Raw genomic sequence first — 12505 nt, 5'->3', positions numbered from 1 at the left:
GTCGTGCGTACATACATAGTGTAGTCACGATGGGGGGAAAAGGCAAGGAAACCGTTGCGGGGGAGGATGATGTGCGGTATGCTGGTAGAGGTATGCTCCGGGAGATACGACACGTGCGTCAGGAGCCGGGGGTCTTCAGGCGCTGGTTCCAGGACGAGTACTTCGATCTCATCGTGTGGTACCGCGACGATGGTCCTCCCACGGTGGAGAGGATCGTGGGCTTCCAGCTCTGTTACGACAGGCAGGGCGACGAGCGGGCCTTCACGTGGCAGGCCGCGGGGGGGTGGAGCCACATGCGGGTCGACGGGGGGGACGTGCCGTTCAGCATAAAGCAGAGTCCTGTGCTCATGCCCGACGGTGAGTTCCGGACCGACGAGGTGCTCGCCCGCTTCCTCGAGGCGAGCACCCGGCTCGAGCCCCAGCTCGTGCGGTTCATCGTGGAGCGGATGGAGTCATCGAGAGGGGGACGGAGGACTCAGGCCGAGAAGAGGATGTAGTAGTCGAGCCGTCTCTCGTGGAAGAGGTGGTTCTGGGGGGTCACGTGCTTGTCCTCGGCCTCCTTGGGGTCTATCTCCACCACGTGGAGGGCCGGTTCCTCCTCGGGCGCCTGGGCGAGGATGGTCCCTGTGGGGGAGATGATGTGGCTCCTCCCGGTGTACCTGAGGCGCTTCCCGCCTCGCTCCTCCACGCCGATGCGGTTGGCGAGGATCCAGAAGATGCGGTTCTCGATGGCCCGGACCCGGGTGGTGAGCTGGCCGTACTCGGGGAGCACGAGGTTGGAGGGGTGGCACACCACGTGTGCCCCCTGAAGGGCCACCGTGCGGGCCGCTTCGGGGAACATGTGGTCGAAGCACACGAGGAGGGCCACGCGTACTCCCTGTATGGTGAAGACCGGGAACCCGAGGTTGCCCGGAGAGAAGAAGTGCTTTTCCTCGGCGAAGAGGTGCATCTTCCGATAGAGGAAGCGTCTTCCCTCAGGGGTGAGGAGGACCGCGCTGTTGTAGTACCTGCCCATCTCCTCTTCGGCGAAGCCGAGGGCGAGGTGGATCCCTGTCTCCTGTGCGAGCCGGGAGAGGGCCTCGATGCAGGGGCCGGTATCCACGGGTTCGGCCGTTCGTACCACTTCGTCCTGTGAGAGGAAGAGATAGCCGGAGAGGGCGAGCTCGGGAAGGACGAGGAGATCGGGTTTCGTGCCGCCGCCCTGGAGGTGGCCGAGTATGTGTTCACGGATGGCTTCCAGGTTCTTCTCCGGCTCGCCGAAGAGAGGGGCGAACTGGAGGTAGCCTACGTTCATGTTTTCCTCCTTAAAAGAGCTGTGTGCTGTATGGTCATCCCGGTGGCCCCGTCGAGGCCCCGTGCCGACAATCGTTCATTATACGACGATCAGGCCGGAAAGAAAAGTGCTATATAGTAGGAGCCTTTTGGGCTGTACTGCTTTTTTTAGTAAGCCAACGGGAATCCTGGGCGACAAGGCTCTGTAATGCCTGCTTAGGGTGTCACCGTTACCGTATTCTTATCCGGAATAGTGCTCAGAACGGTACAATATGCACGATGGTTCACTCGCGTTCTCTCCAGCACGGCGGTTCTGTATTCAAACCGGACACACCTGCCCTCAGGATTCCTCAAGGGAAAGTGGATGCTGGGGATCGGTTTCGGTAAGACCGCTCGTTAGGCCGCAGGCCTGACCAGGGAGCGCATCTGGTTCGGCTGGTTCTCTCGCACTCGTCCCAGGGCAAGGGCACTCATGACAGAGAACACCAGCGTAAGGTGAACCGAGAGTTTCTCCTGCCCCCGGATCGTGTGGAGTTCCAGGCTAAAGCTTCGATCCAGCCGGCTGTGGATCCGCTCCAAGGCCGTTCGCTTGGCATACTCCCGCTTCCACCGATACGAAGATCGGGCGATAGGCGTGAAGACTCTGCGGTCCGTGGAGAGGGGGATCCGGATACAGGAGGCCAGGGGACAGGAGGCTTTGCCTGCACACTCATACCCATAGTGCACCGCAGGACAGCCGTACTTCAACGTTCCCCGCTTTTCTTCAAACCCCCGGTAGGCCATCTCCCGCTGCGTCCCCGTGGCCATACAGACACAACTCACCGTCCCCTGGTAGTCATACACCACGTTCGGTGTCCCTGCCACCAGCTTCGTCTCCTCTCCATCTTTCCATGCATTACGAATATCGATGACCGGTTTGATCCGGTGCTCGTGCCACAACAGATCTATCAACGTGCCATCATCATAGCCCCGGTCGGCCGTGAACACTTCTGCCGCCTTGAGTATATGCGGCCGATGGCGATCCAGGGACCGAATCAGCTTTCGCATCACCGGCACCTCGTGCTTTGAGGCCCGACTCACCGTAAAGGCCACCGGCAGTTCATACTCTGTATCCGCAAGGAGGTGCACCGTAAACCCAAACCATTTCTTTACCGACTTCTGCACCTCCCCCCGTTCATTCTGATACACATACTCATGACACCCCCCAGTCCGCATCGTGCTCCCCTCGCCGGTCTCCGGCACCCTTCCCCCTTCGACGGGCAACACTTGCTATCCCCTTCCCATCGGCTCCCAGCCGCCGCCCGAATCCAGGCAGCTCCCGGTAGCACTGATCCACCAGGGCTGTACACACCTTCACCAGTGCCGTTCGGATCGTCCGCTTCCTCAAGGTGGAAAGAAACCGGCTGTACGCGCTGGCACTGGGTACCGCATCGCTTCCCCGGGTAGGATCAAATCCACACAGGTCCCTCAACTGCCCGTTCCGCAAGAGCTCCCGGCGTAGCTGCTCGATGCTCGGGTGCTGAAACACGATCCCCGCAACGAGCGAGTTCCACATCGCCCGTACCGGATACTCATTCCGGCCCTCTCCCTCGCCTCTGTTCAAGCTGCTGCATCAGTTCCTCATCCGGCAGGTTCTCCAACACCAGCCGAAGCCGATGTAAATCCCCCAATTCTTCTACATCGTGCCAGCAAAAAAGTGATTTCTGTGCTATACGTGCCATGGGCCCCTCCGTCGGTCTTTTGCTACCATGATTCTATCATGGAAAAACCGGGGGGCCCTCTTTTTTGGGGTCACTTTTTCAACTCCGACCTCTTTTTCCCCTTCTATCGCACCTGTGGACCGTGTTTTTGGGGTAACATAAATCCCCACCCGCTTGTAATTCCTTTACCTATCGTTGCGTGAAAACAGCGCAAAAGGCTCAGTATTTCTTTGTCCGCAGCGCAAGGATCTTTGTCATTGACAAATCGCGTGTGTGGGTTTTACTCTAGAGGTACATGGTGGGCATAGCGCTTGCGGACAGACGGTTCTTCCCCCTGGTGGATGAGAGGAGCGGTGGGGCGAAGCGGGTGGTGCTCGAGCCGGCGCACGAGGGCCAGCGCCAGGTCGAGGTGCGGCTCCTCATGCGGGATGATCAGAAGGAGCTCCACGTGGGTTCGCTCTTCATCGAGGCGGAGGGGGAGGTGGTGGTGGATGTGCTCGTCCGGGATGGGCGGCTGGTGGCGCGTGCGCGGTCGGGCGACCGCCAGCAGCACCTGAACGTGAACCTCTCGCTCATCGAGGAGGAGTACGCGCTCCCCGATCTCGATCTCCTCTCTCTCGAGGAGCGGGAGGCGCTCGAGGAAGAGATGAGGCGGCAGGGGGATCTGGACGAGGATGTCTTCAGCGAGTGGGAGGAGGAGCGGCCGCGGCGGTCGGCGGGGTGGTGGCTGCTCCTGGTGGCAGGGGTGCTCCTGGGACTGGGGGTGGCGCTTGGCGGTGCGTATCTGGTGTATCGGTTCCTCCTCCAGCCCGAGCCGCTTCCCCGGCTCGAGGGATCGCTGGGTGAGGGGCTGCGGATGGCGGCGGGGTGGGCGGGACTTCTCGGTGTGTCCCTGAGACGATAGGAGTGGTCTCGATGTCGATGGTGCGGGTCTCCCTGTGCGTCGCAGCGCTGGGGGTGGTGTTGGTGTGGGCCTGTGCCTCGGAGGGTGGGGTGGAGGACGGGGTGGTGGGGGTGCTCGACGGGCTCGAGGAGGGGAGGGTGGAGGTGCTCGAGGGGCGGGAGGCGGGGGTGCTCGCCCGGGGGGCGGAGCGTGAGGAGGAGGGGGCGGCGTTCTTCCTGGGGCTGGTGTACGAGGGGATGGGGTTGCGGGAGGAGGCGAGGGTGTGTATGGAGGTGGCGGCGGAGAGCGGGTCGGTGCCTGCGCGGGTGGGGGCCGTCGGGTGGCTGATGGAGGATGCGTACGGGCGAGGGGATCTTGCGGGGGTGGAGGAGTGGGCGAGGAGGGGGGTGGGGTACGCAGAGCTGCGGGGGGAGGCTGTGGCGAGGCTGGTGGAGGTGTGGGCACGGCGGGGAGGGGGTGAGAGGGAGGTGCTGGAGCGGGTGGCCGAGGAGGGGGAGGGGAGGGCGCGGGCGTGGGCGCTGTGGGCGGTTGGGGAGCGGGAGAGGGTGCTGGAGGAGGTGAGGGCGGGGGAGGTGCCGGAGGGGGTGTGGGTGGTGGGGGAGTGGGGGGTGCTGGGTGAGGCGGTGGGGGCGGTGAGGGAGGGGCGGTATGGGGAGGCGGTGGAGGGGTACCGGGCGTACCTGAAGGGAGGGGGGAGGGCCACGCCCGCGGTGCTCGCAGACCTCTACACCGCCTTCAGGCTCTCGGGCCGCCTCTCGGAGGGCGCCTCCTTCTTCCTTTCGCTGGCCGAGACGCGACCGGAGGTGCGGCTCTCTGCCCTCGACTACGCCGGCAGGCTCTTTCGCTTTGCAGGCGACTACGACCGGTCCGACCAGGTGTGGGAGACCGTGGGGGAGGAGGCCTCCTCCCCCACGCTCCGCGCCCGGACCGCCTGGTACCTCTTTGCGAACGCCGTCCGCCGTGGGGGGGACGCCCCCCTCGCCCTCGCCCCCCGCCTCCCCGCCCTCCTCCACAGCACGCAGGAGCTCTCCCCCGTGCTCGACGAGTACGTCTCCGAGCTCATACGCACCGGCCGGTTCCGCACCCTCCCCCGCCTCTACACCGCCCTCGCCCCCATCCTCTCCCCGCCCCACCGCGCCCTCCTCTCCACCGCCATCCTCGCCTCCGCCTCTGCCGGCCTCCTTCCCCTTTCCCCCGACGAGGCGCGCACCCTCAAGGAGGCCCTCGCACAGGCCTCCTCCTCGCCCCTGACCCACCCCTACTACTACCTCCTCGCCCACCCCGACGCCTCGCCCCTCGCCTACTACACCCGCACCCCGCACACCCCCCGCGCCTCCGACCCTGCCGCCACCCGCTTCATCCGCCTCGCCCTCCGGTTCCGTCCCCTCTACCCCCGCCTTCCCTCCCTCCTCCGCCCCTTTCTTCCCCTTGCCGCACCCTCCGCCCTCTTCGACCTCGCCCGCGCCCTCTCCCACGCCGGCCTCCACTACCAGGCCATCCACCTCCTCGCCGACCTCCACGAGGAAGGAATCCCCCTCCCCGAGGACCTCGTCCGCACTGTGCTCTATCCCCGCCCCTTCCTCGACGAGGTGGAGGCCGCCCTTCGCACCCTTTCTCCCCACCCCTCCCTCGACCAGTCCCTGCTCTACGGACTCATGCGCGAGGAGAGCCTCTTCTCCCCCTCCATCGTCTCGCACGCCCACGCCGTGGGCCTCATGCAGCTTGTTCCCGCCACCGCCGAGGAGGAACGCCGCCGCCTCAGGATGGAACCGGGCGACCTGGAGGACCCCTCCTACAACATCACCCTGGGCACCTCCTACCTCTCGCGCATGCTCGACCGCTTCTCCCTCCCCATCTACGCCCTCGCCGCCTACAACGCAGGCCCCACCAGGGCCAGGGCCTGGACTGCCTCCTACGCCCACCTCCCGCCCCTCCTCTGGATAGAGGCCCTCCCCCTCCCTGAGACGCGCCACTACCTTCGCAAGGTCCTCGCCTCCTCGGTATACTACGCCTACCTCTACCACGGCCGATCGGTGAGGGACGAACTCTTCCGCCTCACCGGAACCGACGTGGCGCAGGCACTCTCGCTGTAAGGAGTCGTGACGTGGACATCATCACCGCCGTGATCCTGGGGAGCCTCCAGGGCCTCACCGAGTTTCTCCCCATCTCCAGCTCCGGACACCTCGTGATCGCCCAGCACCTCTTCGGGCTCGGAGAGGTGCCCCTGCTCTTCGACGTGCTCCTCCACGTGGCCACCCTGCTGGTGGTGGTAGGGGCCTTCTGGCACCGCATCCTCGAGATCCTCGGCGCACTCCTGCGCCTCCTTGGGGGCAGCAGGGCGGAGGCCGACCGGGCCCTGGGGAGGCTCGCCCTCGCCCTCTTGGTGGGCACCGCAGCCACGGCGCTCCTCGGCCTGCTCGTGAAGGACCTCCCCTTCTTCGGCCGGCCCCGGTTCGCCGCAGCCATGCTCTTGGTGACCGCCCTCCTCCTGGTGAGCACCGCCCTCGCCCCCACCCGTGAGGGCCGGGGCCTCCACCACATCCGCCTCACCGACGGCCTGCTCGTGGGCCTGGTGCAGGGGCTCGCCGTGCTCCCCGGCATCTCCCGATCCGGGAGCAGCATCAGCGCCGCCCTCCACCTCGGGATCTCCCGGCGCGATGCAGGCGAGTTCTCCTTCCTCCTCTCGGTCCCTGCGATCCTGGGGGCCCTCGTGCTCGAGCTTGCGGATGCAGGCGAGCTCGCCGCCCGGGTGCCCCTTCCCTCGCTCCTCGTCGGCATGGCGGCCGCCCTCCTCTCGGGATACCTCGCCCTCAAGACCCTCCTCCGGGTGGTGAGGGCCGGCAGGCTCCCGCTCTTCGCCTTCTACCTGGTGCCCGCAGGACTGGCAGGCCTCATCCTCCTGTGAGGGCCTTCCCCATGCGGGACCGAACCGGCGGTCCGGCCGGTAAACCCGCCCCCGAAACCTGCCGATGAAGAGCAGAGGAGGTATCGTGTTCGCCCGGCTCGTGCGCACCGCCCTCGGAAGCCTTCTCATCGCAAGCGGCCTCGCAGGACTCCTCGCCGCGGCAGCCTCGCTCGCAGGACTGCCCGGCGATCCCTTCCCGCCCGTCTCCTTCGTCCTCTCCTCCTTCCACCTTCCCGGGCTCTGGGTCTTCCTCTACCTGTGTATCGTCGGCGTCCTCCTCGTGCGACGGTCCTTCCCGCTCTGGTTCTTCCTCTGGCTCAAGACCACCCTCCTCCCGCTCCTCTTCTTCGGCCTCGCAGCCAGGCTCCTGGTCGACCCCTTCGCCGTGCACGCCCTCCTTCCCGGGGCCCTCATACGGGCCTTCACCAGGCCGGGCGCCGGCCTCATCACCACGCTCCTGGGCATGGTGAGCCTGGTGGGGATCATCCGCCTCATCCCCTGGTTCAGGGGCCACCTCCCCGTGTGGGGCGAGGGGAGCGGGCAGGCCGGGCCGGGCGGGCAGGGGGGGCAGCCCCGCCGGGCACCCGAGGCCGGTCCTCCCCCCGCCCCTGCGGCCCCGGACGGCGGGGTGCGCGAAGGGGGGGAGGAGCGGGTGCGCATCCTCCCCGAGGACTCGGTGCTCGCAAGGATCGCAGACCGCGTGAAGACCTCGGCCCGTCCTGCGGCCGAACGGAGGGGGTCGGAGGTGCTCCTCCTCGAGGCCCCCGCACCCGAGGCCGGGGTGGAGGGGGAGGCGCGCGAGGGTGTGCGCCCCGATGGTGCAGCCTCCTCTGAGGAGGAGGGGGACGCCCCCCTCCCGCCGGACCCCCCTGCGATGCCCGAACCCCCTGTGCCCGGGGAGGAAGCGCACGTGGCGCACGCGCAGCCCGCCCCCCCGGTCGTCGGGGAGGAGGAGGCCCCTGCTCCCGAGGAGGAGCCCATCTACCTCCCCCTCCGAGGCACCCGGGAGGAGCCGGAAGCCCCCCCTCGCGAGGCTGAGGGAGGGGAGGATCCCCTCCGCACCTCCCCCCCGCCCGATCCCACCCCGCCTCGAGACCGGACCCCCTCTCCGCGTACGGAGCAGAGCCGGCCGGAACCCCCTGCGGAGGGGCCCCCTCGATCCACCCATCTCTTCGAAGGTCCCTACCGGGTGCCGATAGAGGGGATCCTCGCCCGGTATCCCGAGCTCTCCTCCGACAACAAGGAGGAGATCAAGAAGGCAGGGGAGCTCCTCCTCGAGACCCTCTCGGAGTTCGGCATCGAGGCCGAGCTCATCGGGATCCGGAGGGGGCCGGTCATCACCATGTACGAGATCCTCCCTGCCCCCGGGGTGAAGCTCTCCCGCATCGTCAACCTCGCCGACAACATCGCCCTGCGGCTCGCAGCCCAGAGCGTCCGCATCGTGGCCCCCATTCCCGGCAAGCGCGCCGTGGGCGTGGAGGTGCCCAACAAGCACAGGGAACTCGTCTCGCTGAGGGAGATACTGGAGCAGACCGACCTCTCCGACCCGCGCTACGGGATCCCGGTGGTCCTCGGCAAGGACATCACCGGCGAACCCCAGGTGGTCGACCTCACCCAGACCCCCCACCTCCTCATCGCAGGCGCCACCGGTTCGGGAAAGTCGGTCTGTGTGAACGCCATCATCTGCTCCATCCTCTACAGCAGGTCTCCCCGCGAGGTGCGCCTCATGCTCATCGACCCCAAGATCGTGGAGCTCAAGCTCTACAACGACATCCCCCACCTCCTCACGCCCGTGGTCACCGACCCGAAGAGGGCCTTCCAGGCCCTCCAGTACTGCGTCTACGAGATGGAACGACGCTACGCTCTCCTCGACGCCGTGGGCGCCCGTGACATCCGCGCCTACAACCAGAAGGTGGAGCGCGAGGGCCTCGCCATGGAGCGGCTCCCCTACGTCGTCATCATCATCGACGAGTTCGCAGACCTCATGGCCACCGCGGGCAAGGACCTCGAGGCCATCCTCGCCCGGCTCGCGGCCATGTCCCGCGCCGTGGGACTCCACCTGGTGCTCGCCACGCAGCGGCCCTCCATCGACGTGATCACCGGCCTCATCAAGGCGAACATCCCTTCCCGCATCGCCTTCATGGTGGCCAGCAAGTTCGACTCCCGGATCATCATCGACAGTGTGGGCGCCGAGAAGCTCCTCGGTAGGGGGGATATGCTCTTCACCTCGCCGTGGCAGCCCTTCCCCGTGCGTATCCAGGGCGCCTTCGTCTCGGAAGAAGAGGTGGAACGCCTGGTCGCCTATCTCAAGGAACTCGGCCCTCCCGACTACGTGGACGACGAGATCTTCATAGACGAAGAGGAGGACGACCCCTCGCTCCAGGGTGACCTCGAGGACCCCCTCCTCGAGCGCGCCATCCAGATCGTGGTCTCCACCGGCAAGGCCTCGGCCTCATACCTCCAGAGACGACTCAAGATAGGCTACAACAGGGCGGCCCGGCTGGTGGAGGCCATGGAAGAGCTCGGGATCGTGGGGCCTGCGAACGGGAGCAAGCCCCGCGAGATCCTCCAGGTGCCTCCGGAGTACCAGGGGTATCAGGACGAGGAGGCCTAGGGGGTGGAACCCTCCCCCGGTTGGTGGTATCATAGGGACCATGAAGCGATTCGGTCCTGTGGTGCGACACCTCCTTGCCGGTTACCTCTCCCTCTTCGACCTCTCGGGCCGCACCATGCTCTCGGTGGTACGGGCCTCGGGGGGGGCCCAGCGGGACCGCGCCTCCCTCTCCCGTGACTGGGCGAGGGTGGGGGGGGACCTCAAGACCGCGATGGAGCAGGTAGGAAATGAGCGATAGGGAACAGCAGGGGAGGGAGGAGAGGGGTGTGGTGGCCCGGGCCACCTACGAGGGGCCGCTCCCCCCGGCATCGGAGTTCGCCCGGTACGAGAAGACCCTGCCCGGGGCGGCTGAGCGCATCCTCACCCTCGCCGAAGAGGAAGCCCATCACAGGCGGGAGCTCGAGCGAAGGCTCGTGGAGGCGAGCATCCAGGCATCCCGGTGGGGCCAGATCCTCGCCTTCCTCATCGCCATGGTGAGCCTGGGCGCCGTGATCCTCTCGGTCCTCCTCCATCAGGTGGCGGGAGCCATCGCCCCCGCCGTCCTCGCCATCACCAGCCTCGTCGCCACCTTCCTCGGCTCCCGCAGGGAGGAGTGAGGGCATAGCCCCCTTTGCCGTCTCCTGCTATCATGCCTTCCATGAAGCGCTACGATGTGGTGATCACTGGCTCGGGGCCTGCGGGCCTGGGAGCTGCCTTCTTCCTTGTGAAACACGCCCCCGAGATGAAGATCCTCATCCTCGAGAAGGAGTCCATCTCCACCGGAGGGCTCAGGAACGACTGCAAGATGAACTTCACCTATCCCATAGGCTTCCCTGAGGACCTGTGGGACAGGGAGACGGCCGAGGCGCACCTCGCCGAGGTGGAGGCGGTGCTCAGGCCCCAGTGTCTCCCGGTGGCGAACATAGAGACCTACCGAAGGCGGGCGGAGAAACTCGGGGTGGTGCTCCTGGAGATCCGGCAGGCCCACCTCGGTACCGATGGAGGGATCAAGCTCATCAAGCGCCTCGTAGGTGAGCTCACCGAGAAGGGGGTCGACTTCTCCTTCGGCGAGGAGATGGTGGATGTGGACCTGGATCGGAAGGTGGTGATCACCGACCGTGGACAGTACGGCTACGACCACCTCATCGTGGCCCCGGGGAGAAAGGGCTTCAGGTTCCTCCAGGAGCTCATGGACCGCCTGGGCGTGGAGTACGTGGATCACGTGGTGGATATCGGCCTCAGGCTCGAGATGAAGGAGGAGCACTACCCCATCGTGAGGGACTACTACGACCCCAAGTTCCTCTTCCCCGACAAGGTCCGCACCTTCTGCACGAACTCCCGCAGGGCCTACGTGGTCCAGGAACGATACACCGCCCGCGACGGGAGCACGTACTACAGCGTGAACGGCCATGCCTACAGCAAGGCCGCCCGGGAGAACGGGCTCGTGAACTTCGCCCTCCTCAGGACCATCACCCTCACCGAACCACTCGCGAGCGGCCAACTCTACGCAGAGATGCTCGGTCAGCAGGCCGTGCTCCTGGGCGGGGGGAGACCGCTCATGCAGCGGGTGGGGGACTTCAGGCTGGGGAAGCGATCGAGGCCTGAGACCTTCAATGAAGACCTCTACGACTTTCCTCCCACCCTTCCCACCTGTACGCCGGGCGACATAAGCCTTGCCATGCCGGCCAAGATCCTGAGGAGCATCTGGAGGGCCATGAAGATGCTCGACACCATCTGCCCCGGGGTGCTCCATCCGAGCACCATCATGTACTACCCCGAGATCAAGCTCTATGCGAACCGACCTCGGTTCATGGATGCGTACTTCCAGGTGAAGCCGGGCATCTACCTCATCGGCGACGGAGCCGGCACGAGCAGGGGGATCACCGCGGCCTGGGCGAGCGGCATCCGCGCCGCCCGCGGCATCCTCGCCGCCACGGGCCGAACCCCCACCCTCTAGGAGGGACGCCGTGCGCATCCGTGCCTTCCTCCTCCTGCTCGCCGCCACCCTCCTCCCCGCCGCCCCGCCCCCGCTCTCCGCGCCCTCCGCCCTCCTCCTGGAACCTACCACCCGCACCGTGCTCTTCGAGAAGCAAGCCGACCTCCCGCATCCGGCAGCCTCGCTTACCAAGCTCGTCACCGCCTACCTCGTGCTACAGGCCATGGAACACGGCCTCCTCAGGGAGGACCTCCCGCTCCCCGTACCCTCCGCCCTCGCCCGCATCCCCTTCCCCCCCGACGCATCCCTCGCAGGCCTCACCCCCGGCACCACCCTCACCCCTGCCCAGCTCCTCTCACTCACCCTTGTGTACTCCGCCAACGACGCCGCCTGTGCCCTCGCCCTCCTCCTCGCACCCGATATCCCTACCTTTGCCCGCCGTATGAACACACTTGTGCAGAGCCTGGGCTATTCCCACCTCTCCTTTGAGGAACCCTCGGGCCTCTCGCCCCACAACACCATCACCGCCCGCGAGATCGCCCTCTTCGCCGCCGACTACCTCGACCGCTTCCCCTCTGCCCCGGCCCGCTACCACTCCCCCCGCGCCGTCACCATAGGAGGACGCACCTACCTCAACCGCAACACCCTCCTGGGCCGCTACCCCGGCCTCGAGGGCCTCAAGACCGGCTACCTCGAGGAATCGGGCTTCCACATCGTGGCCTATGCCCGACGCGGCCCCACCAGCCTCATCGCCGTCCTCCTCGGCATCCAGGCCCCCAGCTATTGGGAAGGCATGCAGGAACGCGACCACCAGGCCGCCGCCCTCCTCGACTACGGCTTCGACACCTACCTCACCACCGAGGCCCCCCTCACCGGGATCCGGCCCGTCCGCATCTGGGGCGGCACCCAACCCTTCCTCACCCCCCGCCCCGCCCGGCCCCTTCGCGTCACCCTCGCCAGGACCGACATTCCCCGCCTCTCCGTAGAGGTGGAGCAGGTCTCGGAGCGCTGGGCCCCCCTTCACCCCGGCGAGCGACTCGGCACCGTCCGCCTCCTGTTGGACGACACCGTGCTCGCGGAATCCAGCCTCATCGCCCCTCAGCACGTCCCACGCGCCCCCTTCTTCCCCTTCCTCGCCGACCTCCTCTCCTGGCTCTGGCACCACCTCCTCGCGATCCTGGGGTATGCCTCCTGA

At 66.6% G+C, this 12505-nt stretch carries 12 protein-coding genes; 9 read left to right on the top strand and 3 right to left on the bottom strand.

Annotated elements, in window-relative coordinates:
• Window positions 1-71: 71 nt before the first annotated feature.
• Window positions 72-497 (top strand): hypothetical protein, encoded by a 426-nt coding sequence (locus STHERM_RS08930; protein WP_013314566.1) that lies wholly within the window; start codon window positions 72-74, stop codon window positions 495-497.
• Here STHERM_RS08930 and STHERM_RS08925 read toward each other — a convergent pair.
• The 3 genes from STHERM_RS08925 to STHERM_RS12380 form a co-directional block, all read right to left on the bottom strand.
• Window positions 476-1294 (bottom strand): nitrilase-related carbon-nitrogen hydrolase, encoded by an 819-nt coding sequence (locus tag STHERM_RS08925; protein ID WP_013314565.1) that lies wholly within the window; start codon window positions 1292-1294, stop codon window positions 476-478. The two genes, STHERM_RS08930 and STHERM_RS08925, sit on opposite strands and share 22 nt — an antisense overlap.
• Before the next feature lie 374 nt (window positions 1295-1668).
• On the bottom strand, window positions 1669-2487 hold the full coding sequence (locus STHERM_RS12385) for a transposase (RefSeq protein ID WP_013314841.1): 819 nt from the start codon (window positions 2485-2487) through the stop codon (window positions 1669-1671).
• Entirely contained in the window at window positions 2465-2875 is a 411-nt protein-coding gene (locus STHERM_RS12380) for a transposase (RefSeq protein ID WP_237223252.1), read from the bottom strand. Before STHERM_RS12380 ends, STHERM_RS12385 begins: the two co-directional genes overlap by 23 nt.
• A gap of 392 nt (window positions 2876-3267) precedes the next feature.
• Here STHERM_RS12380 and STHERM_RS08915 point away from each other — a divergent pair, with 392 nt between their 5' ends.
• From STHERM_RS08915 to STHERM_RS12685, 8 genes are all read left to right on the top strand, one after another.
• A complete protein-coding gene (locus STHERM_RS08915) occupies window positions 3268-3876 on the top strand; it encodes a hypothetical protein (protein WP_013314563.1) in 609 nt (202 codons plus the stop codon).
• Between the two features lie 11 nt (window positions 3877-3887).
• Window positions 3888-5969 carry a flagellar assembly lytic transglycosylase gene (locus STHERM_RS08910; RefSeq protein ID WP_013314562.1) on the top strand — a complete coding sequence of 694 codons (2082 nt, stop codon included), beginning with the start codon at window positions 3888-3890 and terminating at the stop codon, window positions 5967-5969.
• Between the two features lie 11 nt (window positions 5970-5980).
• Window positions 5981-6781: an undecaprenyl-diphosphate phosphatase gene (locus STHERM_RS08905; RefSeq protein ID WP_013314561.1), complete on the top strand. Its 801-nt coding sequence runs from the start codon at window positions 5981-5983 to the stop codon at window positions 6779-6781.
• Window positions 6782-6845: 64 nt separating this feature from the next.
• Complete coding sequence (locus STHERM_RS12730; protein ID WP_013314560.1) at window positions 6846-9395, top strand: DNA translocase FtsK; 2550 nt, start codon at window positions 6846-6848, stop codon at window positions 9393-9395.
• A gap of 40 nt (window positions 9396-9435) precedes the next feature.
• Window positions 9436-9633 (top strand): hypothetical protein, encoded by a 198-nt coding sequence (locus tag STHERM_RS08895; protein ID WP_013314559.1) that lies wholly within the window; start codon window positions 9436-9438, stop codon window positions 9631-9633.
• Window positions 9623-9991, top strand: coding sequence for a DUF2335 domain-containing protein (locus STHERM_RS08890; RefSeq protein WP_013314558.1), 369 nt, complete (start codon window positions 9623-9625; stop codon window positions 9989-9991). The genes STHERM_RS08895 and STHERM_RS08890 overlap by 11 nt, the downstream gene beginning before the upstream one ends.
• A gap of 41 nt (window positions 9992-10032) precedes the next feature.
• A complete protein-coding gene (locus STHERM_RS08885; RefSeq protein WP_041623791.1) occupies window positions 10033-11331 on the top strand; it encodes an NAD(P)/FAD-dependent oxidoreductase in 1299 nt (432 codons plus the stop codon).
• Window positions 11332-11341: 10 nt separating this feature from the next.
• The gene (locus STHERM_RS12685) at window positions 11342-12505 is read left to right on the top strand and encodes a D-alanyl-D-alanine carboxypeptidase family protein (RefSeq protein ID WP_013314556.1); all 1164 of its coding nucleotides are present in this window, start codon (window positions 11342-11344) and stop codon (window positions 12503-12505) included.

The sequence above is a fragment of the Spirochaeta thermophila DSM 6192 genome, assembly GCF_000147075.1.
Taxonomy (GTDB): Bacteria; Spirochaetota; Spirochaetia; order Winmispirales; family Winmispiraceae; genus Winmispira; species Winmispira thermophila_A.
This window is presented reverse-complemented; position numbering and strand designations above follow the sequence as displayed.

Bases quoted from the DNA above. Each gene is read 5' to 3' on its own strand.
- STHERM_RS08895 (WP_013314559.1), top strand. From the start codon at position 9,436: ATGAAGCGATTCGGTCCTGTGGTGCGACACCTCCTTGCCGGTTACCTC.
- STHERM_RS08890 (WP_013314558.1), top strand. From the start codon at position 9,623: ATGAGCGATAGGGAACAGCAGGGGAGGGAGGAGAGGGGTGTGGTGGCC.
- STHERM_RS08910 (WP_013314562.1), top strand. From the start codon at position 3,888: ATGTCGATGGTGCGGGTCTCCCTGTGCGTCGCAGCGCTGGGGGTGGTG.
- STHERM_RS12730 (WP_013314560.1), top strand. From the start codon at position 6,846: ATGAAGAGCAGAGGAGGTATCGTGTTCGCCCGGCTCGTGCGCACCGCC.
- STHERM_RS08915 (WP_013314563.1), top strand. From the start codon at position 3,268: ATGGTGGGCATAGCGCTTGCGGACAGACGGTTCTTCCCCCTGGTGGAT.
- STHERM_RS08885 (WP_041623791.1), top strand. From the start codon at position 10,033: ATGAAGCGCTACGATGTGGTGATCACTGGCTCGGGGCCTGCGGGCCTG.
- STHERM_RS08925 (WP_013314565.1), bottom strand. From the start codon at position 1,294: ATGAACGTAGGCTACCTCCAGTTCGCCCCTCTCTTCGGCGAGCCGGAG.
- STHERM_RS12385 (WP_013314841.1), bottom strand. From the start codon at position 2,487: ATGCGGACTGGGGGGTGTCATGAGTATGTGTATCAGAATGAACGGGGG.